Here is a 24,698-nt window from a genome sequence, read left to right on the forward strand (position 1 = left end):
GCTTAATTGGTAATTTGCTACCTTATAAAGGTTGACCAAACATAATAAATTGCATTAAAAACCCATTAAAAGAGAGGTTTTATGATTACTTTACGACAACTTGAGTTTGCCCTAGCCGTCGCCAAACATCGTCATTTTAAACGTGCTGCTGAGGATTGCAATATCTCGCAGTCTGCACTGAGTTTGGGTATCGCAGAATTAGAAAAACAGCTAGATACTCAGATTTTTGAGCGTAATAATAAGCAGGTATTGATTACCCCTATCGGTCAAGACATCCTAACGCGTGCGCAGCGAGTGTTTTCTGAGGTGAGTGATTTGACCACGCGTGCTCATAGCCATCAGACGCCGCTTGCCTATCCTATGACTGTCGGTATCATTCCGACGATTGCACCTTATTTGCTGCCAAAAGTACTGCCTGCGCTGCGTGCTCAATATCCAGAGTTCCGTATGACCATCGTCGAACAACAGACAGAGCGGTTGCTTGAGCAAGTACGCTATGGTCATATCGATACGGCTATCATTGCGTTGCCGTATGCGGTAGATGGGCTGCATAGTTTTGAGTTTTGGAGTGAAGACTTCTTTGCCGTGTTCCCAAAAGACGACATGCATGCCAAGCTTGATACCATCAATGCTGATGAACTAGCAACTGCCAACCTGATGTTACTTGGTGAAGGCCATTGCCTAACTGACCAGACTCTGTCTGTCTGTCATTTCGACCGCGCACAAATGAAATCAAGCTTCTCAGATGCCAGTTTAAATACTTTGATTCAAATGGCGCTTGCCAATATGGGCACAACGCTCGTGCCTGAAATGGCGCTCGATCAGCTACACCTGCAAAACCAAAATGCCGTCGCCATACCATTGGCTGAAGATGGGCCGCATCGCCATATTGCCTTTGTCACCCGTCTAAACTATGCGCGTGTCGATGATGTTAGCTTGCTAGGTGATGTATTTAACAAAGCATTTAAAGACGCAGTAGCTAACAAAGAATAACCAAACCATTTTTACCACGGTCATAGTGAAAAACGACATATGAAAACTGTCTCAAATAAGCATGATGTGCTTGGCAAGTACTTTGCACAGCACTTGTCAGCTATGACCAGCGATATCTCGCCAAAGCAAATAGATAGGCTTTGGCAAGATATCGTGACGCGCTATGGCGAACCACAACGTGCTTATCATACACTCAATCACATTGAGCAGTTATTAGTTCAGTTTGAGAATATTGAGCAGGTTCTGTCTGAGCCGCATATCATTGCATTGGCACTGTACTATCATGATGTGATATATGACCCAACACGCTCCGATAACGAGTTAAAAAGTGCAGATTTTGCGACAGATGCCTTGAGCTCATATCTCAGTCCAGAGCAATGCCAACAGATTCACGCTCTCATTATGATGACGGCTAATCATCAGATAGATACGTTGGTAGACAGTGACAAATATAATGATGCTGCGTATCTGTTAGATATGGATTTGAGTATTTTGGGTGCGCCTTGGCCTACCTACAGGCAGTATGCAAAGGCGATACGTCAAGAATATGCACACGTCGCCGATGACAGCTACCGTGATGGGCGCACTGCAGTGTTACAAGGATTACTAGCACATCCCAAACTCTATCTGACTGACCATTATTATAATCAGTTAGAGACGCAAGCTCGAGATAATATCAAGTACGAGCTTGCTTCGCTCGCAGCTTTATAAATAGCTCACTACCCTGCCGTGCTGGATGTGAATTATAGCTGGGCTGCATAATATCGATATCAAAATGACTTTGAAAACGTTGTTTGTACTCTTCCTTGCTGCCGCCGAATGGTGGCTCTTCCCGTCCAAAATCCGTGTCAAACAACAACCCAACCAACTTACCTTGTGGCTTTAACAGCTTTGCCATCTGCTGCACGTATTCATCACGGCGTGATGGATTAATCGCACAAAAAAACGTCTGCTCAAGTATCCAATCAAATTGATATTGCTCAGCTAACAAACTAAAAAAGTCCGCACAGATCAGGTGCTCAGAAGGAAAATTAGGATAGCGCTCTGCAAACGTCTCAATCGGTGCAGGGGCAAAGTCAACCAACGTGACATTGGTAAAACCTTGCTCATATAGATAGCCCACTTCATAAGCATTACCCGCACCTGGCACTAGTATCGCCTGATCTTTTGCGCTCTCAGGTAACTGGTCGATATAAGCTTTGAGCGGCGGCGATACCTGCCCCATATCCCAACCGATGCTGTTCTTTTCATAACGCTGCTGCCAAAAATCCGCTTGGTTGACGTTTTCCATATGACATCCCTGTATATAAACCTGCTGATTAAACGAAACAATTTGTACCGTTATTCCTTATCATATCAGGCTTATGTAGACGTGTCCTTATTTTAAAGGCGTATCCCTATTTTAAAAAATGATGATAAAAATAGGACTTAATGCTCTGCATAATGAATGTTACACAGATGATATCGAGATATTTATTAGGGCTATTTAGATAGTTAAATGATAGGTTTAGTCCAGCTGTCCTGTCTTGCCCGCTAGGATGTTATGCCATTGCTGGTAATCTGGCATCGCTGTGGCAACGGTTTGCCAAAACGCACGGCTATGGTTGGCATGATGCAAGTGGCACAGCTCATGAACGATTACGTATTCGGTGCATTCGATAGGATAGGCAGGAAGATAAACCGATAGCCAAATTCGCTTTGCGCGCGTGTTGCAGCTGCCCCAGCGCGTGTGCATTTTTTTTAACCGTATCTCATTGGCATAAGCGCCAACGATTGGCTGCCACTTTTCAAATAGTGCAGGTGTGACTTCGGAGAGTTGTTGCCGATAATAGGTAATTTTTTGATCGGGGCTTAGCGTAAATGACTGCTCTGCACCCCATAATAAAACTGAGTTATTAGCAGTTAAAAAGTCTGATGACGTATTGTGTCTACGTCTATATTGTTCTAATACCTGCGGGTGATTTTCAATAGCCCAAGGCACCCGCTTAGCCACAGCATGCAATATTTGTGATGCGCTGACATGCATCGGTGCAGAGACCATCAACGTATAAGGCTTTAAGCGAAAATTGATATTTTTAACACGCTTTTTACTGATATGTAGCTCGATGCCTGCTTGTGCAAGCTGCTGTCTGACAGTGTCTAAATTGGTGTCTAAGCTAATGCTCTATCTCCTTGGCTGACTATTACTACCGTTCTAGTAATAGTTGTTATTAATCGCCATACCTGTTCATCTGCCGTTCTTATTGAACGTCATGTATTATAGTGCTTGCAAATGGTTGTCAAACGACATCATATGCAGTTGACTGTCTTTTATAATCCGCTCATGAAGTTCAATGTCGCCTACGTCTAACTTTACTTCTGGTAAAGTATTTACTCTTAGCGCTGTTAACTGACCTTGACCATCACTGACAATAAATCCTGTCGGCTCGGTATGTTTATCAATTTTACTCATTGAAGCACTAGAATTAGCTAACACCGAAGCCCCTGCACAATCTGGCAGGCTTATATCATCAATTAGCTCTCGGGTATGTAAATCATAAATTGCCGCACAGCCGCCAATTGGCGTGGTCACACACAGTAGGTTACGCTCACTATCTACCGCCACGCTAGCGATATATTGGTGAAAGCGTTGCCATTGATTATTTGGCATAGTGAGTGGTGTAAAGCTGGCATCACCACGTTTATGAGTCAGCACTAACGGTACATTGATATGTTTTTCACCTTGGAACTGAATACCGATCATCACTGTGCCGTCATTGTGCATGGCTAAGTGGCGCACACTCATCTGATTATGCTCTGGAGTCACTTGCTCAAGCAATGTGCCATCATGACGATTCAGATAAACCAGTGATGGTCGCATGGTATCTAGATTGAGCTCTTCGCGTGAAGCCTGCTCGGTTTTGATACCACCATTTGCAATGACGAGCGTTTCGCTATCAGGATGCATAATCAGCTCATGCGGCCCGATACCATATGAATCAAACTCTGCTACTTTTTCATAAGCGTCATTGGCATCATAGATACCAATTTTACCTGCCAAACTCACTGTGTCGTTCTCAGTTACATAGAGCAAGCTGCCATCTAAACTGTAGCAAGCATGACCATAAAAGTGACGGTCTACATCAGCTGTAATTGCATGTTGTACTTGCCCATTCGAAGTATTAAGCACCCAGAATCTTTCGCTTGGACGACGACCCATGACGACGACATCACGTCTTTGATCAACAGTGCTATGCTGAGTTTGAGCTTCATATATATTGACAGGCAGAGGCTGAACAACGATGTCGTGGACACGCTCAGGCATAGTCGTCTGCCAAACGATTTGTCTGTCAGCATCAATACCTACCACGCCAAAGTCGTGCTCACTCTGGCCTGATGTAGCATGATCTTTTGGTAGTGATGCAACGCCACTGACCCAGCTGACTGGGCGCGCCAGCATCGTTGTCGTATGCATGACAGCAAAGTCAAGCGTGTTACTTTTATCATCACCTACAGCATGATAAGTCTGCTTCCATGTTGCCGCTGCTTGCTCACAAGCATAACGTAAGCGTGAAAGCTTCGGCGTTGAATCAGGTGCCGCTCGTAATACCTGCAACTGCGTACGAATACCATCTACATAATCTTGTAGACTGGCATCTGGATGCTGCTGCTTACGATAACGATGGTGAATACCGACTAGCGCCGCCGTACCCACTGCTGTCAGCACTGAAGTCGTCAAAAGCTCATGAGCTGACGAAGTTCTCCCAGACCGATTAGACCTGTTCATCTGGTCATGAGTCTGGACTGCTGACACTGCTGTACCCGCTTCGATAGTAGACATTGTCTAATCGCCATCAGTGCTGTTAAAGCCCACACGGATACCAAGTGCTGGGATTAACTGGCGCTTAATCAGACGAGTGACATCAGTCAGATGATCGTATAACGCTTGTTGATCATCCTTATTAGCCTCCGATAAATCTTCTGGCATTTGTGCTAATAATGCGGTTGTATCAGCTAATGCGGTCGATAAATTATCCGAAACTTTGTTTTCATCATTGCTGCCAAGAATAGCCGTCAGTACTGGGTCAGTCATGGCTTTGTTGATAGTATCTAACTTAGCATTGATAATAGCGCGGCTCTGACCAGCAGTAGCAGCAGGCAGATGACCTTTTGCTTTACCTGTCAGACCGAGCGGCTGATCAATGGCATTAGACTTCATAGTCTCAATCAATGACAGTAGAGAGTTAATCCACTGATTTAGGCCTCTATCGCTCTCTGCTGTTTTGTCTATTGCCAATAAATCAGTCGCGTTTTGCTGCCAGTTTTTCTCGATGTCTTTTAGACGCGTGCTCAACGCACTACTGGCGCTAATCACATAAGCACACTGACCAGCGTCTAGACTATCATTAGCAAACAAAGCTTCTTCTAATCCTGGTACACCTTGTACGATAGCGCTCTCGCCAGCAAGTTGCTCTGGCGTTAGTTTTGGATTGGCAGCGATTAAGTCAGCCACGCCACTGTGTACGAGTCCGCGCTCGTCAGGATAGTAGTTGATGTATAGATTGCTCATGCTAGCAGTCGCAGGACCGAAGTTGACCATCTCAGCACTTGACCATGCTTGTGCCAACACTAGCCACTGCGCACGTAATGCTTGTAGCTCATCGCCACTTACTGGAGCTTGGGTACAATGCTTCTGCGCCAATTCGTTCAACAGATCGCTTTGCTTTGCTGCATCAGCATACGCAGGAATCACGATATCGTCTGCCACATGCGTCAAATACGTTTTTGCAGTCTCAGGGCTGATATCTACTGCAACGATTTGCTCAGTACTTTCTTTGCTATTTTCTACTGAGCTGTCAGTAGCTGTACTGTCTTGCACAACTTTTTGGCTGTCTACATCTGCAGTTTTGTTGTCATCGGCAGGTTTGACACAACTGATCAGCAGTCCAGCACTCAATGCAGATAGCGCCATTGCCAAAGCGTGGTTTATTTTCATAGGTTTCTCGGTAATGTTATAGGTAGTAATTTATAGCGTTTTTATACTGATTTTATAATAGCGACTTTATTACAGCGACTTTAGGAACGCATTAAGCTCTGCGCGACCTTGCTTGTCTAACTTCAATACTTGTTGCTTTTGCTTTTCGGCTTCTCCGCCATGCCACAAAACAGCTTCCATCAACGTACGGGCACGGCCATCATGCAAAAACGTTGCTTGAGGATCAACTGTCTGCGCAAGCCCTACACCCCAAAGTGCTGGCGTACGCCATTCATAAGAGTTGGCTAAAAATTCAACTTGGGCACTTTTCGGTGGTAGCTTATCGGCAATCGTACGATCAGCGAGATCATCGCCCATATCGTGCAACAGCAAATCTGTGTAAGGATAAATCACTTGTCCATGCTGCTCAAGATGATCATCGTCGGTTTTTGGCAACTGATATCTTGGCGTATGACAGCTTTGACAACCCATGTCATAAAAACGCTTTTTGCCAGCCAGCACAAGCTTATCATCTGCATTACGGCGATGCGGCACTGCTAAATTGCGAGTATAAAACTCTACAAATTTCGCGACCTCATCGTTTACTTCCACAGGTGACTTACCATTGCCCTGCTCATCAGCACCTGTCGCTGCATTTAGGCAAGCGGTCTGCGTTGGCATACAGGATTCGTTAGGACGGATGTTCGACGTCAGACCCATGTCTTCGTTAAAGGCACTTTGGTTCTGAGTAATAAGTTTGGTTTGACCCGCTTTCCACCCAAATCGTCCAAGCGCACGCTTGCCCGTTTGTGGATCCATGACCCAATTAAACTTACCACTGATATCGCTATCATTACTGTCGCTGGCTTGTTTTTTAATGTCATCGTCAGGTATTTGCTCTAGCAGCCCAAGCCCAATCATCGGTAGCGCCACACGCGGTGATACCATCATGTCATCGTCAAAAGCACCGTAACCAGGTTTGGTCAAATTAAACGTTGGTGCACGCAGCGTCTCGACATATCCGTCAGCAAAGGTAACTGGTTTATCTGTCCACTGCACCGCAATTCTCGCTTCAGCAGGCACGCCCTGAATACCGCGATCTTGTAGCTGGCCACCATACATAGGATGAGCCACCTTTTCAATCAGCGAATCCTGTAGCTGCTGGCGCTGCTCATCGGTCGTCGCTGGCATAGACAGACGAATTAACAAACTATCAGCATCGTCATCGGCAGTCATCGGCGCATGACCGCGCCCATCTTTGACATGACACGACTGGCAAGCGGCCACATTAAATAATGCACCCAGCCCATCACGACTATCAGTACTAGCAGGTGCAACGACCCACGGCTGCTTAAAGAACGCGTTACCAATAAAGAACGACCCTTTTCGAGAAGCTGCTAGATTCGATGAAGGCTTTGAGTAGCTTTCAGCACTGCTAATGCTAATACCAGAGTCACCGCCCTGCTTGATCTCTTGAGGGTCAAAGCTTACCAGTTGCTGCATCGGCACGCCTGCCAGTGCTTCTATATTTTTGACATGTTCGGACGACAGCGCTTGGCTTTTTTCACTGCTGCTTTCATTACTTGAGGCCTGCTCTGAAGTATTATCAGAAACATGGTCAGAAGTGTCGTCAGAAACGCTTTCAGATGGTTGACACGCACTGATGGCCATAGCACTGGCGATAATTAGCGCAAGCTTAGAAGGTATATGTCGTAGGATTTGAGTAGCAAGAGGAGAATCAGAGGGGTTAACATAATTGGCGTTCATAGAAATTCAGTGCCTTAGCGCTAGAGTAGAACCATTAAAATTTTGTCATACCATTTCATTATATGTCGTCACAATCATTGCTTATCGACATATAATGAAATGGTACACCGGCCAACTGGCTTATTTAATGCTCGTAAAAATGCGTTGCCAACGGTGGCTGACAACGCACGTATTATATCTAATCTAAGTATCTAATAAACAGCGGTTACTGACCTATAACGACTAATAAAACGTCGCAAAGCCAATGAAAGGCTTTTAAATAAGTGCCGCTAGCTTATAGATAAGGACCGCTAGCCTAAATTTTTTCTTAAAACTGTGACCCTGCATCTGCGTCTAGATTATCGATACCAACGGCTTTTGCAGCGTTTTCGATACTGGCCGTCAGCTCTTGTAAGCTAGTGATACCCGCTTCAACCCATCCACGACGGACGTTTTGTTCTTCAGCAGAGATGCCTTCTTGGCTGGCTTGACCGACAGTTGCAATCATCTGGTCAATCTTGATGCCGTCTTTTTCGCCTTTTTCAACGATAACGTTAAACGCGCCTTCTACTTTGTTGAACTCAGCAGCCAATTTATCAGCAGCTTCTGTGTGGCCGTTATCCGTTAGATAATCTTTGATACCGTAGCCGCCCACTGTCTTACCAGCGACTGTTGTATAGCTACCATTAAAGACGTTTTGGATACCGCGCGCATTATTGGCATAGCTTAAATGGGTCAAATCACTAAAGCATTCGTGCTCATCTTCGGTAGAGCCAGTAACAAAAGCGACCTGCATACGCTCAGAAGCAAGCTCACCTAGTGCTAGGCTGCCCATTTGATACATAATTTGGCGCAGACCATTGTCATATTTGCGCGCTATCAAATCACTACGCAAGGTATTTTCAGTATCAGGCTGCCACTGGGCTTCCATCGCGGTCAAATCATCAACCAATAGTTGAGTTGCAGCAGTTAAGAATTCACCACGGCGCTCACAGATACCGGCATCTTCATTGACGGTCTCACCACTAGTACACTGTCCGGCTTCAGTCACATAATCAGTGACTGGACGATTACCTGCGCCTTCTTTTACGCCATTGTTATCCTGACCCCACAGCATAAATTCAATCGCATGATAGCCAGTCGTTACGTTGGCTTCACTACCACCGATTTCATTCATTTCTGCGAGTAGCTCAGGCGTAATCGTACTGGTATCTTGCTTGATACTACCAACAGTAATGCTGTCGCTATTGATGATGTTTTCTTGGCTGTTATATTCGCCTTCGTAGTCATCACCAACATAATCAATCAGTGCTTCATCAAGTGGCCAAGCATTGATCTGCCCTTCCCAGCTATCGATACTGTTGATAGCACGTTTGTCATTGGCAGTCACAAAGCCTTCATCAAAACGGAAAATCTCAGTTTGTGAATACGGTTGACGTGCTGCTTTATAGGCAGCCTTTGCAGCATCAAGGTTTTCTTGTGTTGGGGTGGCCACGTATGTTTCTACCGCAGTTTGTAGCGCTTTAGCCGTATCTAACGAATCTTTATAAGCGGCGTGTGCCATATTTGCATAACTGATAATCAATCTATCAATATGTGCTTTTTCGGCAGCAGTCATCTCTGTATTATCAGCCGTCTCTGCGTTTGCTACTTCTGTTTGCGTTTCTGTCGCAGCATTGGTGTCTTCATCGGCTTGCTTTGTACAGCCTGACACCATTAACAATCCTGCAAGTGCAACAGCTAAAGTAGTTGGTAAAAGCTTACGGCTCTTTACTGTGGTAATCGTCATACATATCCTCAAGAAATATAGCAAAAAATTCGTTTTGGTTAAGTAGCCTCAATTATTTTGATAAACAAGCCATGTTACAGCAGGCTATCTTAGCCATGCACATTGACTCTCAGTGCGCACGATAAGACGTTTAATATTGCATTGATAGCAAACACTGACAAATTATAGTGTTATTGATAATCATTATCAATATTTAATTTAATATTAACTATATCTATCAATCATCACTATTTTATTCAAACTGAAAACACAAAAAAAGAGCCAGCATATTGCTGACTCTTTTTGAAATATATGTGCTCAAATATCTAGCACATACTCAATAGCTACATATAACTATTGATTAGTTTACGCTCTGTGGTGCGTTAACTGTTAATTCAACACGGCGGTTTTGACCACGACCATATTCGGTGTTGTTGTCTGCGATTGGACGTGACTCGCCGTAAGCAACAACATTTACACGGTTTGAAGCAACACCGCGAGCTGTTAAATAATTAGCAACTGAGTAAGCACGATCACGTGACAGACCCATGTTATAAGATGCTGAACCTTTGCTATCAGTGTGGCCAGCGATAGTAATTGTGTTTTGGTTGTACTGATTCATCGTTGAAGCAAGCTTATCAAGCGTTGGCTTGAATGATGAGCTAAGGGTTGCATCGTCAAATGAGAACGTGATGCTACCTGGCATAACCAAATCGATGTTACCAGTAGTTGGGTTTTGCTCGACAGTTACGCCTGTGCCAGCCATTTGCTGCTCAAGCTGACGAGCTTGACGCTCCATGTAGTAACCAACGCCTGCACCTAGTGCTGCGCCGATAGCCGCATCACGACCAGTTTTGTCGCCGCCTGTTGCTTTTGAGATAGTTGCACCACCTGCTGCACCAACTAAACCACCTAGAGCAGCTTTATTTAAACGCTGTTGTCCAGTGTTTGGATCTGTTGTACAACCGCTAAGTGCCAGACCTGATGCTACTGCTGCAATCATTAAAGTATTACGCATAATATTTCCTCTTAAGTTTAAAAAATCGTGCTTTTTATAAAGATTGTCCATTAATCTTTTTTAAGTACTTATCTACATTCCCCATTATTATGGCAACTACAACCTATCTCTGTGTAATATTTTGTCATACCTATGTATGAGAAGTGCAGGTTATATTTCAATGATTTTATAGGTCAAATCTTCGCGCCTTGCTACCACTAGTCACGTTTACAACCGTACACTACAACATGTTTCTGCTAAAATTATATCGCTGAATTTATCCGCTTTAAATAGTCATGATTTAAAGCTTTACGTTCATAATATTCCTGACTTGACTAGGACAGATTCAGCGACATACGGCTAATTATTAATCAGATAGACTGAAAAGGATTGAGCATGCGATTGACATCTACCATTCGAAAAATGCATAAACGTTCGCCTAAACTGGGCAAAGCTGTGTCGCTTGCAACAGCCACTGGTGTCATCGCCGCCAATAGCTTCGGTGGTAGTATTCCTTTATGGCTAATGGGTGTTGGCAAGGTCATTACTGGTGCCTCTATTGCAGACAAAGCCGTCATAAAAATTGCTACTCACTGGATCAGTAGCAACAGTGCCTTGATCGATAACATGTTGCCTCGCAAAGATTGGCGTATCAACCTACCGGACGATATTCATACTAATGGTAAATACCTACTGGTGAGCAACCACCAATCATGGGTCGATACCAGCATCGTGCAGTATATTGGCGAAAAACGCTTGCCACTCACGCGATTTTTTACTAAGTTTGAGCTAATCTACATCCCTATCGTTGGTCAAGCTTTTTACTTTTTAGACTTTCCAATGATGCGCCGACACTCAAAAGAAGCCATCGCCAAAAACCCTGCACTAAAAGGCAAAGACATCGAAGAAGCCAAACGTGCCTGCGCCCTATTAAAAGACAAACCGTTTACCTTATTAAATTATTTGGAAGGTACTCGTTTTACCAAAGCCAAACAAGCGCAGCAAAAATCGCCCTATACGCACTTATTAAAACCTCGTGCAGGCGGATTATCATTGGCTATCAGCGCACTAGGTGAAGATATCGATGGCATACTAGACATGACAATCGTATACCCTGATGGTGTGCCAAGCTACGGGGATCTTTGGAAAGGCAATATTAAACGTTTGGGCGTTGACTTGCGCTACATCGATATACCAGATGCGTTGTTCGAAAGTATCAAGCAAGGTGGCTACGAAAATGACGAGGATGCAAAAGCTCAAATGTTCGACTGGGTTGAACAGGTGTGGCGTCAAAAAGATGAACGAATTAGCACTATGTTGGCAGATTTTGAAACCAATCCCAAAACGCAAGATGCCTAATAAGGATACTCAGCAATATTAAACTGGCTGACTGTTAAATTTTATAAAATACCAAGCACAGTCTATGCAAGCGTACTAAGTAGTAAATATCGATAACGAGATAAAAAGTTATTGAGGAACAAAGTTACGGGTACGAGTGTCACAATAGTCATATCTTACTTGTGATGTTTACTGTTAAAACAGCCATGCATCATAAGTAAATTTTAATCAAAGATGGGTTGTTTTTTAGCCTTATTCATTGATAATGTGACTAATCATGAACTCATAGATTTTCGATGTCTACTTTAATAGTAAATGGTAGTAAATATCGATTTCTGACCCATTCTTTGTGCCATTTATTACTTATAAGGTATGACTGTGCCCACCTCTACTACTAGCTCGCCGTTAGCTACCGAATCTGTTTTGAGTCAGCCTCCTTATCCAATAAGTGATGAGCCACCAAAACCTAACCATCCAAAGCCGAGTCGCTTTAAGCTCACTTACGATATCATCATGATTATTGCCATCAGTATTGATCTGCTATTGATCAGTATCGACGCTATTTTGATGAGCAATTTTAGTAGTAATGCTGCAGAATGGCTAACCATCAGTGAAGCGCTCAATTGGTATCAGAGCACTCTACATGATCCTCTACGCACTGCTGGAGGGTTTTTTACTATCTTTTTGGTCGTTGAGTTGCTATTGCGCTGGGCGATTGCCATCAAACAAAAAGTCTATTATCGCTGGTTCTTTTTCCCATTCGTTCATTGGTACGAAGTATTAGGCTGTTTTCCGCAGCTACGTGCTTTGCGACTGCTGCGAGCGGTCGTTATCGGACGACGTCTATATCAGCTTGGTTATCAAGTACTGCCGCAGTCGTGGATCAACCGAATCAAGTTCTATATTGATCTACTGTTAGAAGAGCTCTCCGATCGCGTTATTTTGACAGCGATACAGAACTTTCGACAAGAGCTAACCAGTTCAGACACGCATAAATCATTCATTGAGTCGACGATTGCAAAAAATCGAAATGAGATTGAAGCGGCTGTATTGTCCATGCTGCGTACAGAGCTTGCACCGAAACTGCAGGAACTAACCGCCTCATCAGGTGGTGGCAGTATATTGGCGAGCGAAATGGGTAATGCTATTGAAGAAGGATTGGCCAACACACCTGAATTGCGCCGCTATCTACGCATGATACCTATCGCGGGCAGCCTGATTGAATCACAGCTGCATCACGTCGGGCACAATATCGGTGAGAATGTCGTAAATGCATTAAACAAGCGACTTTTAGACCCTAAGCGCTTGGATATATTAATGATGGAAATTGCTAGCGGTATTGCGCAAATAGATACCAATAATACAGCGCTAGATACCTTAATTTCTAGTATCATTGATGACAGTTTGACTGCGTTTGAAGCGCAAGTAAAAGTGCAGCAATGGAAGCACCAAGATATGCTAAATCTATAGTTTAGCTGTCTAATAGCATGATGTAATAAGAGACATAATACCGTGACAGAATTATTTTTAAGGGTTTGTATATGACAGTTTCAGCTAACGATAACCAGACTGCACCAGCGCTAGCTTTCTACGGCAAGATGCTGACGTTTTCACGCGTACAGTTTAGTACAAGCGATCTAGCAGCTATAGAAGCTCAGCTAACTGAAACGCTCAGTAATAAATCGAGCAATATCCCTATCCTTATTGATAGTGACGTTGAGCAGGATTTGTCAGCACTAGTAGAGCTGTTATGGGCATGGGGATTGCAGCCTATTGGCGTGGTGACAGGTATGCTTGATGCGCAAGCACGTGAGCAGCGCTTAGCGATATTTCCAGCAGATGGTAAGCGTATTGAGCGTATATTACCAAGTAAAAAAGCCCCCATCCCTACCCAACCATCACCAGAAAACGATAACGCCGAAGCAGTTAATGCTCATAGCGTCGATGATACTTCTACCACGAGCGAACCTGCTACTGAAACCACACTATCTAATATGCCCACCGAGACATTGGTAAGTACTCAGCATATTACTAGCTTAATCTATGATCAAATGCTGCGTTCAGGACAAAGCCTCAATCACGTTGGTGGCGACTTAATTTTGACCAGTAGTATCAATAGCGGGGCTGAAGCGATTACTGATAATAGCTTACATGTATATGGCCGTGCACAAGGGCGTTTGGTGGCAGGCGCAACAGGGGATAAAGATGCCCGTATATTCTGCCAAGTTTTTAATCCGTCATTGGTGTCAGTAGCAGGAACCTATTGCTTACGAGACAACTTACCTGAGCATGTCATCGACAAGTCAGTGCAAGTAAAATTTGTAGAAGGCGAAGGCCTAGTATTTACCGTGATGGATGAAGCTTAAGACGCTATTAAAAATAATACACCGTGAAGTGACTTTATAGAAAACTAAGGTAGTTAAGCTGCTCTATTCGACAAGCCAAAAAACATAGTTATAACCCTACTAATACCACGCAGAGAGGCTAATTGAGCGATACATAGGTTGTTTTTCTGCTTTAGTATCGAGCTGCTATAAATTTTTGTTTATTTATGCTAGGCTAGCTTCGAAGATAGTGTATATATGTTAGGTGAATAACATGTAATTTTGCTATTTATATAAAAGATATCCCATTGATTCATAGGAGTGTGCCATTGTGGCGAAGATAGTTGTAATCACTTCAGGTAAAGGCGGTGTGGGTAAAACCACGACAAGTGCTTCTTTTGCCGCTGGTTTGGCGTTACGTGGCTATAAAACGGTTGTTATCGACTTTGATGTAGGTCTACGTAATCTAGACTTAATCATGGGTTGCGAAAACAGAATTGTTTATGACTTCGTTGATGTTATCACTGGAAACGCGCGCTTGTCGCAAGCACTTGTCAAAGACAAACAGCTTGAAAACCTGTATATCCTGCCAGCCAGTCAGACGCGCGATAAAGACGCACTGACAGATGAAGGGGTATCAGAGGTAATGGCTGAACTCTCAAAGCAGTTTGACTATATCATTTGTGACTCACCTGCTGGTATCGAGCGCGGTGCACAGCTAGCGATGTATCATGCGGATGAAGCTATTATTGTCACTAACCCTGAGATCTCTTCAGTGCGTGACTCAGATAGAATCATCGGTATTCTACAAAGTCAGACGAAAAAAGTAGAAGAGAACCAAGGGACTGTTCGCGAGCATTTGATTATCACTCGTTATAATCCTGAACGTGCGGCTGCCAATGAGATGATGGATATCGATACTATCTCAAATGATATTCTAAAAGTTCCACTACTTGGGGTTGTTCCTGAGAGCCATTCAGTGCTTGAAGCGTCCAACCATGGCGAACCAGTTATTCATTATACCGACTCTGTTGCTGGTCAATGTTATGAAGACATTGTCGCCCGTTTCTTGGGTGAAGAGCGTCCACTACGTCACATTGACGTGAAGAAAAAGAGTCTATTACAGCGCTGGTTTGGGGGATAATGATGACTAAGAAAAAAGGATTTTGGAGTAGCCTATTTGGTACTGACGACAACAGTAACGCAGGTAGCGCAAATTTAGCAACTGAGCGTTTAAAAGTTATCGTTGCTAGCGAAAACAGATTGAACAATCGCTTAACGGTTGATCGTATCGAGAAAATGAAACGTGAAATCTTAGAAGTCGTGAACAAATACGTTAACGGTGTGCAGATTGATGATGTCAATATCAACCATCGTTCTGAAGACAGCTTAGATGTGTTAGAGATGAATATCAATTTACCTGAGCATAAGAAATAGCATTCTAACAGTACGTATTTTTACAACGAATAAAAAAAGCCCCAAGTTTGATACTTGGGGCTTTTTAATGTTTATCGATTATAGATTATTTCATACGGGCAATAAGATTGTCTTTTTTGACAAACTGATGATATAACGCGGCTGCTATATGCAAGACCGTAAAACCAATAATCATCGGCCAGATAATCTCAGTATGCAAGTTATTGTAAAAACGAGCCAAGCTTCTATCTGGAGTCACGAATACAGGGATCTGAAAGATACCGAAAATATCAACCGGTCGACCGCCATATACTGCCATCAATAAGCCAACCAGTGGCATAGCAATCAGTATGGCATAGAGAGCAAAATGTGACAGCTGTGATACGAGCGTTTGCCATTTTGGCATGGCTAGCGGTGGTGGCGCCTTGGTAAAAATGCGGTTGATAACTCGGGCAATCATCCAAAATAACAGGCTCACGCCGAACGCTTTATGATATCCAATAAACAGATTGCTATCTAAATTCTCATATAGCAGTATCATTATCCATGTGGCTAACAGTAAGGCTGCACTAATCCAATGAAAAATACGGCTACTAACCGACCACTTTGATACATTCGAGTTGGCATTATTCATGAGTGACTCTACTACCTTTATCAGGAATTATCTCTAATCAGTTTTATAAGCCAGCTAATGCTCTTCAAGAGATGAAGTCATTAACATTACTGGCTTACTATTTATAGAATGGAGAATACCTTAAATACAGGTGAGAATCTAGCCATCTAAATCAATCAGGTGATAGGCAATTTTATCCAAATCTGGCACTAAGTAGATTTCGTCATCAATCATTACTGTTTGATATAGGTAGGATGAGACATCATTTTTATCGAAATACTCTTCCCAATCTCCGCCATTGGTAGTACTAAACTGTTCAGGTGTCTCTACATCTTTCACTTCAGAAATTCGTGCTTGCAGCTGACGCAAGTCACCTGCCGTTTGTAAGGCAAAACGGTTATCAGTCGTATTACCTTCCAAAACAATCATTTTGTCTGGAGCTTGATCTTGCAGTAGTAAATTAAATACAGCCAAATCTTGTTGTTGCCAGTCGTATCTAGAAACCTGCTGCTGGGACTCATCCACACTCAAAATTAGGCTACTTGGAATAATCCAGTCCGGCTGGTTAAATGCTGGAACAATAGTGACGTCAAGCATACCGTTGTTGGTAGTCAACAGACTCACAGCCTCAAACGAATGTTTCAAAATTTGTGTCATACGTCACTCGCAATAAGTTAATGTGAACGGCTAGCTGCCCTTTCACCAATGTAATCGGTTAGTTTTTTTGCCAAATCGGTAGGGCTACCAACAAAATCACAATACCCTGAGTCAATGATAGCCTGAGGCTGACTTGGACATGCACTCAAGTTCGGATCTTGTGCCCATAATTGACTGTTATTGTCTTGGATTAGGTCCAAGTATTGAGAACCATCATTACCCATACCTGAAAATATAATATTAATAAGCTCGCTACCATGAACATCGCTGGTATTTTTGAGCAGCTGCCCAATTGCAGGCTTATATTCACCATGCCAATCTTGATCCAATAGTATCACGCGACCTGTTGAATCGCAGACAACCTGCTTATCAATAGGAACTATCAGACACTCTCCTGCACGTAGCCGCTGTGAAGAAGCGATAATCTTACAGCGCCAGTCATTATGACGGTTAAGTATGCGGGGCAACGTACCAATCATAGACTGATTGAAATGATGCGCCAATAAAATACAAATTGGCAGTGTGGCTGGCACATTATCTAAGAATTCTTTAACCGCACTAGGGCCACCCATAGAAGCACCCAAAAATACGACATAATGCCAGTCAGTGTCAGCACTTTTGTAAGCTGGAGCATCTACCAGTGTTGGCAAGTCAAGCAGTTGAGCAAATTTACGCTTTAACTTACGTTGCCACTTTGCATATTCTTGGGATTCATTTAGATACGGTGCTTGACTGAAGCCCACCAGTACTGCTGCTGGTTTGGATGCCACCGTCGCTATTGCCACACTATCATCATAGTCACTGTCTATCAGCCAAATATCGATAGCTGAATTAGAAAGCTCACCTGTTTCCTGCCACTGTGCTCGTGACACACAGCCGACCAGCATAAAGCCGAACCCACGTACCGTATCTGAAAAAGCCATGCGCTGGCGATGGTCTTCTGCCACCACCATCACTTTAATATCGTTTCTATTTTTTTTTCGCAGCGCTAAAACACGTGCATTATCCTTCATTAGTCAGGCTGACCCCTTCACCTAGTAATTTTTGCATTTTATCAAGCAGCTCTTTTTCTTGGAATGGTTTACCCATATAGTCATTCACACCAATCTCTAAGGCACGCTCACGATGCTTTTCGCCAGTACGTGACGTTATCATAATAATCGGAATTTGCTTTAGACGACTATTATGTCGGACTTGAGTGGCGACCTCGAATCCGTCCATACGAGGCATTTCGATATCAAGCAATATCATGTCTGGTGTCATATCTTGCAATATTTCAATTGCGTCAATACCATCTTTAGCGACTGCCACATTGAACCCTTGGCGCTCTAAGAAACGTGAGGTTACTTTACGCACTGTCACTGAGTCATCGACGACTAAAATGGTAGATTTAGACTCTATACGTCCTCTTTTAGCATCAGCAGCTTTCGTAATATTCTTGACCAATTGCGCATTACGCATCAGAGCGATCAGATCTAAGATGAGCATGACCGAGCCATCACCCATGATAGTAGCAGCTGAAACTCCTGGAATATTTGATAATTGTTGGCCTAAAGGTTTGACAACAACTTCTATGCGCGAACCTGCAATCTGATCCACTTGCAAAGCAATATTCTGTCCAGTACGGTTTTTAATAATGATAAGCGGTAAGCTAGTATTGGTATTTACGACCAACTCATTCAACTTATTGCCTGATAAAATTTCATTTAGATAACGTACTCGATATTCAGTGTCTTCAAAATTCAATGTGGCATCATTTGATTGATAGTAGTCATAAAGCTTCTCTGGATTCACTCGAACCACGCGCTCAATCTGTACCAATGGAATCGCATAGTAGCGATCTGCAGCACGAACAACCAACGCGTCAGACACGGCTACTGTCAGTGGTAAGCGCATCGTAAAACTTGAGCCTTTACCCAACTCTGAAACGACGGATACTGAGCCACCTAGTTGGCGAATCTCACTAATAACAACGTCCATACCAACGCCGCGTCCAGAGATCTGAGTCACTTGCTGACTAGTACTCAATCCAGCGTTGAAAATATATTGCATAATATCAAGGTCTGACAGACTATTATCGTCTGCATCAATTAGACCCTGAGAGATGGCTTTGCTACGTACCGCTTCAACATCAATGCCTCGCCCATCATCTGTTAATTGGATGACGATCTCACTACCTTCACGATGTACCTCAAGAGTAATACGGCCGCTGCGCTCTTTGCCTGACTTTAGACGGGTCGATGTGGTTTCAATACCATGGTCGACAGCATTACGTAACATATGCTCAAGCGGTGAAGTAATACGCTCTAGGATGGTTCTATCCATCTCGTCATCAGCATTAATGATGGTCAGTTCAACAGACTTATTAAGCTCATTAGCTGTTTGACGTACGATACGTTCCAGACGTGGCGTCAAGCGAGTGAATGGCACCATACGTGAATTCATCAAACCGTCTTGCAGTTCAGTCTGGGTACGAGATAACTGCAACAGCAGACTTTCACTATCACGGGTTTTTTCTAATAATGTATGGTTAATATCAACCAAATCCGATGCTGACTCTGTTAAAGATTTAGACAGCTGATTCAAAGAAGAGTATTGATCCATCTCTAGAGGGTCAAAGTCTTCATTGTCGATGAGCTCCTCATCTATCTGAGACAAAATTTGTGCTTCTAGCTCGATCTCCATACGACGTAGCTGATCTGCCAAGCGTTGTACTGTCGTACCCATCTCTTCAATACTGTTTGTTAGACTACTGATACCCATATCGATACGAGCACGGTTAATCGCTGACTCACCAGACAAGTTAATCATGTGCTCAATCAAACCACCTGAGATACGAATCATCTCATTGCTACTAGCGCTCTGATCTTCCTCATGAGTATCTCTAAGCATAGACGGCATTTCACTGATATCTTTTGCAAGATACTGTGAATCTTGGTTTTCTTTGGCAATTAGGATTGCTTCACGCTGGGCTTGTAGAGACTCTTTAGGTATCGTTTTTAGGCTATCAGGGTTTCTACCAAACTGCTCCAATGCTTCAATCAACAACGTAGGCGTTGGTGGATTAACATGTTGTTGGAGAATAAATACTGCATCAGCCAGCCAGTCATGACTTGCAACCAGTAATTCTAATACTTTTTTGGTGGCTGGACGTCGATTACTGACGAAGTCTGTATAAACTGATTCCATCTCGTGAGCTAAGTCAGCAATACCAGAGGCGGTGACCATGCGTGCGCCACCCTTTATGGTATGTAAGTCACGTTGGAGCGCTTGTAACGCTGTGGTATTACTCGTGTCTTTTAAAAACAAGTGCAGATACTTATTACGATTGGTAAGCTCTTCTGCTTCTTCTAAAAATACCGCTAATATATCAGGATCAGGGAGTCCGTTAGCCCATGATTGTTTAATCATGCTATCTAAACTTAGGGTACTCAATGCCTCATTATCACTGTCAACAACATTGGCAGCAATGCTACGCTCTGTAGGTTCAAAATGATTTTTCGGTACTGGTATGACTAGATCGACTACCTCTGGTAACGTTTTTGCTTTTTCAAGCTGACGCAACTGTTCAATCAGCTCTGGAGTAAAGAAAGATTTCTTATGACTCACAATATGCATCACTTGTAGTGACATCGTGTCTTGCACCATTTGCATGATTTCAAGCCACTGCGCGGTTGGCGCTCTTCGGTTCTCCACAAAAGACTCATAGACACTTTCTGCTTCGTGGGTCAAATCGCCAATACTACGGATACCGGCCATCCGTGCACCGCCTTTAATCGTGTGCAAATGACGCTGTAGAACTTTCAGCGCATTGATATTGGTGATATCGGCACGCCACTTATTGAAGCTTTCATCTAGTGCAGTATCAAGCTCTTGTGCTTCTTCTAAAAATATTTCTAACAGCTCGGCATCAGTGTCAATAGTCTCAAACTGTAGGTCAGCTGCTGGAACGGCTCTAACGATGAAACCAACGTCCTCGTTCTCATCTCTTTCTTGATAAATACTCTGTAGATCATCAATGACTTGTTTATCTATTTTTAAGGAGGTACTTCCAGCTAAGGCATCAAACAAGCCTATCAGCTGAGCGTGACCTGCATGCAATATTGCTTGAATGTCTGGATTTTGGGCTTTATCGATATGATTACTCAAATAACGATACGCATTACCCAGCTCATCTAAAATTGTGACAAATTTTGGAAATGCTTGCGCTTTTTCCATAAGAGAAGCTATTTGTGAAACTTGCTGCTCTATATAGTCTTGAATATGCTCTATATCAGTATGATTTAACGCATCATCTAATTCCCACTCAGCATCGAGCAACGTATCAATATTACTGTCTAATAACTCTTCTATTGTAGGTTTCTTATTGGTCATGACCGTAGTGTCATTAGCCGCATATTGCTCATCAAGCATGGCCTGCAATGACGCTATATCATGCTGACTCTGCGAACCATCGTCCTCTGTTGATACATCGTGCTGCTCTATATTTTGCTTATAGTTATTTAGATAACCCTCTATTAATGTGGCTGACTGGGCTAATGCTGCTAAGTGCTGAGCATTCATGCCTATATCTTGTTGTTGTAATGACTCCAAGCTATGCTCGATGGTCGCACTGACTTCGCTGATAGCGGCTAAAGCACTAGAACCCGAAGCGCCGCGCAAAGTATGAAATGCGCGTACGATTTCATCTGTGATTTCTATATGATGCTGTTCTCTATTGTCTTTGACAAACTGTTCGATACAATCAAGCAGCTCTTCTGCTTCATCAATAAAGATCTTACAAAATGCTTTTTCTTCCTCAGTTTGAGGAGTAAGGACAACCGCTGCCTCTGCCATTTTTTCATTGACCGAATGAAAGGTCTGTAAGGTAGAGTCTATTGCTTCATTACTGTTGTCATCATAAGCATTGCCAGTCTCAGCCGTATCAGACCACGGCGTTGTTTCTTCCATCTCACCTATAGAACTACATACTGACTGTGCAAACAAAGCAGCATAGCTAAATCCATTACCCTGCTGTTTGCTATATGCATCAGCACACGCAATCCACACTGGAACAACAGCTGGATAGTCTTGAGTACCTTGTTCAAATGCTATGAGCATGTCAGGATAAGTCGCCAATACATCTGTAATTAACTGACGCATATCAGCTAAGATAGCGACACTGTTATCTAAAACACGGTTAAGCATGTTTTCTATAGACCATGCCAGTTCCGCTGTATAGTTAGCGCCTACCATGCGGCCCGAACCTTTCAAGGTATGGAAACCACGGCGAATATCTTTTAATCCCTCTAGATCGGTCAAATTTTTCTGCCAGCTTTCATACAACGGCACAATTTCTGCTAATACTTCATTGGCCTCTTCTATAAATATCTCTTTGATATCAGGATCTGCATCGTTGGCATCGGCTGGTAGTTGATTGGTCTCTCTAATAAAAGGAGCAAGGCTCTCTGGAATATCCAACGTAGATAGATATTCGTTGGTATTTGCTTCCTTGTTACTCGAGTCAGTGACTAACTCGGTACTATCGTTATTAGAATCATCAATTTCTAGTAGCGATTTTTCTAATTCTATATCATCTGACATAAACTCTTTAGGAGCAAGTTCAGCTAGCGTTAGTCCGGTGTTCACAGGCTGCCGACTCATAAGATTACTACTTTGTAAAATAGTAATCGCAGGATCAAAGCTTGGTGGTCGCTGCGCTGAAAAATCTGCTACCAATGCTGGTAGAGTTTTTGTGGTATCAACCACTAGATTTACAACATCATCTGTTACTGGCAATGTTTTATCTAATAAACGATTGAGTAGGTTTTCGATTGACCATGCTATCTCGCTGATACTAAAAGCACCAACCATACGACCTGAGCCTTTTAGAGTGTGAAAACCTCTACGCACTTCGGTCAATGGGGTTAGATCTTGTGAGTCTTGCGCCCAAATAGGAAGAAAATCTTCAAGATCAGTGATGATTTCGGTCACTTCTTCAATAAAGATATCGTGGACATCTTCATCTGTGTCGAAGTTATCAGGCTTCACGTGTTCACGAGCCTGCTTTAGTGCATCACTTTCAATATTGTTGGACAGACTCACACTATCTTGTTCAACTTCATTTGTATCGTCTATATTGATAACAGGGCTGATCTCACCACTATCATCGTAACGTACAACATTCGTCACAGTTGACTCTTGAGCGAACACAGTCTCGTTAAGCGCTTCTGGTGAATCGATATCAGTATCAAGAAGCTGTGTTGCTCTGGCTGTATGTTCGTTTGCTAAAGTAAGCAGCTGCTGGTCGAAAACCTGCTGTGCAAGATAATCAAGCAATAGCTCAATAGACGTTAAGCTTTCAGCCAACGCTTGCACCAAACTCCAGCTCGGGGTAGTAATATTACGAGTAGTTAACTGTGCAAATAGATTGCCTATATCACCTATTGTATGACGGATTTCTGGTAATTCCATATCGTCAAAAGCTTGACCAATACTGGTAAACTCAGTAGACGCTGGTAATAACCCAATATCTTGATGTTGCATATAATCGTTGAAATTTTGCTTTATCTCTTCTACTGCAATTCGAAGCTCACGTAGGCCATCGTCGGTAGGAATAGAGCCATGTTTACCTGTTGATTCTGTCTCGTTACTATTCATCACTTCAGGCACAGTAGCGAAAGAGGTCGCATCACCAATCTTAAGTGAAATGGTTTGCTCAGTACTATAAATAGCGTTGTATAACTCTTGCAGCTTGCGTTCAATTTGCCATTGCTCTTGCGCAAAACTCGTTTCTGATACAAGAGACTGTTTTAAATCTGCAAGGATTGACTCTACCTGAGACACGTAGTAAGTCCAGCCTCGGTTTTTGAGCTGTTCTCTGATATGTTGTAAAGGATCTACCAAAGTATCTGGCTCATCTAACTTGAAAATAAGCGCATCAAGCTGAGTTAATAATTGCGGTAAAAAACGAGACGCTGTCGTGGTACTTTGAGATACTTTATCCAAAATAGACTGAGTACGTTTGCTACTGTGCGCTAGATAACTCAATTCGACATAGATTGCGGTGGTCAATCTTACAACTATAGTTGAAGGTACTTCATTTGACTGGGCACAAGACTCTATAACTTGATCAAGCTGACCTAATAATGGAGCATAACGCTCAGGAAGTGGTGTCTCGTTTCGGGCCAGATCACGTAGCAGTAATTCAGTTAAACACCATAGTCTTTGTAAACCACTATCTTGTGTTGTCTGCCTAAGATATTGGCTAGCTTTTTCTAAGGTACTGAGTGCTGATGACTGATTTGTATTAGTGATTAGTAATGCTTGTACTTGCTGACGCCATACGAGTAGCAACTGCTGACACTGCTCACTTGTCAAGCTAGCGGTAGCTTGTTCTGTAGGCACGGCCACTTCAATACTATTGATAATATTTTCGTTATTCGCATGATCATTCGTGTATTCATACTGAATATCACTAATGTTTAGAAGAATGTCAGTTTCTATGTCTCGTTGAGACAAAGCTTGGGTCAGCTCATCAACTGCCCTTTTTATCAGCTCTATATGATAGATTCCTGTACGCGCATACTGATTGATCTCTCGTTGCAACAATCGATGAGAGAACTGACCTATACGGCGCTCTTTAATAGAAAAATCATCACAACTTTGTAATCCTGCGAGTTGACTCAACTTGCTAGCAACATTTGCTAGTAAAGGAAGTTTAAGTATGATGAGCGCACCGCTAATCTGATGATAACTTAATATCAGCTGTTCATGGTCGATGCTAGATTCACCTAATTGCCAACCGTCAGATATCTGTGCTAACTGCTGATTAAATAATGGTAGCAACCACTGAAACGTCACTATGTCATTGGGCTGGTTTTTCATAGGTTTATCCTAACTCGTCTATGCAC

The 24,698-nt window shown here is 43.0% G+C and carries 18 protein-coding genes; 7 read left to right on the forward strand and 11 right to left on the reverse strand.

The genetic code is table 11. From position 1 onward, the window contains the following. Window positions 1-81 precede the first annotated feature (81 nt). Both ACQKC9_RS10420 and ACQKC9_RS10425 read left to right on the forward strand, forming a co-directional pair. The gene (locus ACQKC9_RS10420; RefSeq protein ID WP_427621716.1) at window positions 82-993 is read left to right on the forward strand and encodes a hydrogen peroxide-inducible genes activator; all 912 of its coding nucleotides are present in this window, start codon (window positions 82-84) and stop codon (window positions 991-993) included. 39 nt (window positions 994-1,032) lie between these two features. Then, window positions 1,033-1,704, forward strand: a complete 672-nt coding sequence (locus ACQKC9_RS10425; RefSeq protein ID WP_427621717.1) for an HD domain-containing protein — start codon at window positions 1,033-1,035, stop codon at window positions 1,702-1,704. Here the strand turns inward: ACQKC9_RS10425 and ACQKC9_RS10430 are convergent. From ACQKC9_RS10430 to ACQKC9_RS10460, 7 genes are all read right to left on the reverse strand, one after another. Beyond that, window positions 1,670-2,284 carry a methyltransferase domain-containing protein gene (locus ACQKC9_RS10430; protein ID WP_427621719.1) on the reverse strand — a complete coding sequence of 205 codons (615 nt, stop codon included), beginning with the start codon at window positions 2,282-2,284 and terminating at the stop codon, window positions 1,670-1,672. The genes ACQKC9_RS10425 and ACQKC9_RS10430 overlap by 35 nt on opposite strands. 216 nt (window positions 2,285-2,500) lie before the next feature. After that, window positions 2,501-3,034 carry a M48 family metallopeptidase gene (locus tag ACQKC9_RS10435; protein WP_427621822.1) on the reverse strand — a complete coding sequence of 178 codons (534 nt, stop codon included), beginning with the start codon at window positions 3,032-3,034 and terminating at the stop codon, window positions 2,501-2,503. A 216-nt stretch (window positions 3,035-3,250) separates the two neighbouring features. Then, window positions 3,251-4,813 (reverse strand): DUF1513 domain-containing protein, encoded by a 1,563-nt coding sequence (locus tag ACQKC9_RS10440; RefSeq protein ID WP_427621721.1) that lies wholly within the window; start codon window positions 4,811-4,813, stop codon window positions 3,251-3,253. A 3-nt stretch (window positions 4,814-4,816) separates the two neighbouring features. After that, window positions 4,817-5,968, reverse strand: coding sequence for an imelysin family protein (locus ACQKC9_RS10445; protein ID WP_427621722.1), 1,152 nt, complete (start codon window positions 5,966-5,968; stop codon window positions 4,817-4,819). 69 nt (window positions 5,969-6,037) lie between these two features. Then, window positions 6,038-7,714 (reverse strand): di-heme oxidoredictase family protein, encoded by a 1,677-nt coding sequence (locus tag ACQKC9_RS10450; protein WP_427621723.1) that lies wholly within the window; start codon window positions 7,712-7,714, stop codon window positions 6,038-6,040. Between the two features lie 307 nt (window positions 7,715-8,021). Next, window positions 8,022-9,482, reverse strand: a complete 1,461-nt coding sequence (locus ACQKC9_RS10455; protein ID WP_427621724.1) for an imelysin family protein — start codon at window positions 9,480-9,482, stop codon at window positions 8,022-8,024. A gap of 340 nt (window positions 9,483-9,822) precedes the next feature. Continuing rightward, complete coding sequence (locus ACQKC9_RS10460; RefSeq protein WP_057761553.1) at window positions 9,823-10,479, reverse strand: OmpA family protein; 657 nt, start codon at window positions 10,477-10,479, stop codon at window positions 9,823-9,825. Window positions 10,480-10,854: 375 nt separating this feature from the next. Between ACQKC9_RS10460 and ACQKC9_RS10465 the strand changes: the two genes are divergently transcribed. From ACQKC9_RS10465 to minE, 5 genes are all read left to right on the forward strand, one after another. Next, window positions 10,855-11,817, forward strand: a complete 963-nt coding sequence (locus ACQKC9_RS10465; RefSeq protein ID WP_427621725.1) for an acyltransferase — start codon at window positions 10,855-10,857, stop codon at window positions 11,815-11,817. Between the two features lie 351 nt (window positions 11,818-12,168). Next, window positions 12,169-13,266 carry a hypothetical protein gene (locus tag ACQKC9_RS10470; RefSeq protein ID WP_427621726.1) on the forward strand — a complete coding sequence of 366 codons (1,098 nt, stop codon included), beginning with the start codon at window positions 12,169-12,171 and terminating at the stop codon, window positions 13,264-13,266. 71 nt (window positions 13,267-13,337) lie between these two features. Further along, on the forward strand, window positions 13,338-14,162 hold the full coding sequence (gene minC, locus ACQKC9_RS10475) for a septum site-determining protein MinC (RefSeq protein WP_427621728.1): 825 nt from the start codon (window positions 13,338-13,340) through the stop codon (window positions 14,160-14,162). A gap of 289 nt (window positions 14,163-14,451) precedes the next feature. Continuing rightward, a complete protein-coding gene (gene minD / locus ACQKC9_RS10480) occupies window positions 14,452-15,264 on the forward strand; it encodes a septum site-determining protein MinD (RefSeq protein ID WP_057761560.1) in 813 nt (270 codons plus the stop codon). Window positions 15,265-15,266: 2 nt separating this feature from the next. Next, window positions 15,267-15,557 (forward strand): cell division topological specificity factor MinE, encoded by a 291-nt coding sequence (gene minE / locus ACQKC9_RS10485; protein WP_057762631.1) that lies wholly within the window; start codon window positions 15,267-15,269, stop codon window positions 15,555-15,557. 85 nt (window positions 15,558-15,642) lie between these two features. On the opposite strand, the gene ACQKC9_RS10490 is transcribed toward minE, so the two are convergent. From ACQKC9_RS10490 to ACQKC9_RS10505, 4 genes are all read right to left on the reverse strand, one after another. Then, the gene (locus ACQKC9_RS10490; protein WP_427621729.1) at window positions 15,643-16,170 is read right to left on the reverse strand and encodes a cytochrome b; all 528 of its coding nucleotides are present in this window, start codon (window positions 16,168-16,170) and stop codon (window positions 15,643-15,645) included. Between the two features lie 138 nt (window positions 16,171-16,308). Further along, the gene (locus ACQKC9_RS10495) at window positions 16,309-16,806 is read right to left on the reverse strand and encodes a hypothetical protein (RefSeq protein WP_427621731.1); all 498 of its coding nucleotides are present in this window, start codon (window positions 16,804-16,806) and stop codon (window positions 16,309-16,311) included. 17 nt (window positions 16,807-16,823) lie between these two features. After that, window positions 16,824-17,819 carry a chemotaxis protein CheB gene (locus tag ACQKC9_RS10500; RefSeq protein WP_427621732.1) on the reverse strand — a complete coding sequence of 332 codons (996 nt, stop codon included), beginning with the start codon at window positions 17,817-17,819 and terminating at the stop codon, window positions 16,824-16,826. Continuing rightward, window positions 17,809-24,672, reverse strand: coding sequence for an Hpt domain-containing protein (locus ACQKC9_RS10505; protein WP_427621734.1), 6,864 nt, complete (start codon window positions 24,670-24,672; stop codon window positions 17,809-17,811). Before ACQKC9_RS10505 ends, ACQKC9_RS10500 begins: the two co-directional genes overlap by 11 nt. Window positions 24,673-24,698 lie beyond the last annotated feature (26 nt).

This window comes from Psychrobacter sp. NPDC078409 (assembly GCF_050268505.1).
GTDB lineage: Bacteria > Pseudomonadota > Gammaproteobacteria > Pseudomonadales > Moraxellaceae > Psychrobacter.

Excerpts from the sequence above, each read along its gene's own strand:
- ACQKC9_RS10460 (WP_057761553.1), bottom strand. The coding sequence starts at position 10,479 with ATGCGTAATACTTTAATGATTGCAGCAGTAGCATCAGGTCTGGCACTT.
- ACQKC9_RS10445 (WP_427621722.1), bottom strand. The coding sequence starts at position 5,968 with ATGAAAATAAACCACGCTTTGGCAATGGCGCTATCTGCATTGAGTGCT.
- minE (WP_057762631.1), top strand. The coding sequence starts at position 15,267 with ATGACTAAGAAAAAAGGATTTTGGAGTAGCCTATTTGGTACTGACGAC.
- minC (WP_427621728.1), top strand. The coding sequence starts at position 13,338 with ATGACAGTTTCAGCTAACGATAACCAGACTGCACCAGCGCTAGCTTTC.
- ACQKC9_RS10435 (WP_427621822.1), bottom strand. The coding sequence starts at position 3,034 with ATGGTCTCTGCACCGATGCATGTCAGCGCATCACAAATATTGCATGCT.
- ACQKC9_RS10440 (WP_427621721.1), bottom strand. The coding sequence starts at position 4,813 with ATGTCTACTATCGAAGCGGGTACAGCAGTGTCAGCAGTCCAGACTCAT.
- ACQKC9_RS10420 (WP_427621716.1), top strand. The coding sequence starts at position 82 with ATGATTACTTTACGACAACTTGAGTTTGCCCTAGCCGTCGCCAAACAT.
- ACQKC9_RS10470 (WP_427621726.1), top strand. The coding sequence starts at position 12,169 with ATGACTGTGCCCACCTCTACTACTAGCTCGCCGTTAGCTACCGAATCT.
- ACQKC9_RS10500 (WP_427621732.1), bottom strand. The coding sequence starts at position 17,819 with ATGAAGGATAATGCACGTGTTTTAGCGCTGCGAAAAAAAAATAGAAAC.
- ACQKC9_RS10505 (WP_427621734.1), bottom strand. The coding sequence starts at position 24,672 with ATGAAAAACCAGCCCAATGACATAGTGACGTTTCAGTGGTTGCTACCA.
- ACQKC9_RS10425 (WP_427621717.1), top strand. The coding sequence starts at position 1,033 with ATGAAAACTGTCTCAAATAAGCATGATGTGCTTGGCAAGTACTTTGCA.
- ACQKC9_RS10495 (WP_427621731.1), bottom strand. The coding sequence starts at position 16,806 with ATGACACAAATTTTGAAACATTCGTTTGAGGCTGTGAGTCTGTTGACT.
- ACQKC9_RS10455 (WP_427621724.1), bottom strand. The coding sequence starts at position 9,482 with ATGACGATTACCACAGTAAAGAGCCGTAAGCTTTTACCAACTACTTTA.
- ACQKC9_RS10465 (WP_427621725.1), top strand. The coding sequence starts at position 10,855 with ATGCGATTGACATCTACCATTCGAAAAATGCATAAACGTTCGCCTAAA.
- ACQKC9_RS10490 (WP_427621729.1), bottom strand. The coding sequence starts at position 16,170 with ATGAATAATGCCAACTCGAATGTATCAAAGTGGTCGGTTAGTAGCCGT.
- ACQKC9_RS10430 (WP_427621719.1), bottom strand. The coding sequence starts at position 2,284 with ATGGAAAACGTCAACCAAGCGGATTTTTGGCAGCAGCGTTATGAAAAG.
- ACQKC9_RS10450 (WP_427621723.1), bottom strand. The coding sequence starts at position 7,714 with ATGAACGCCAATTATGTTAACCCCTCTGATTCTCCTCTTGCTACTCAA.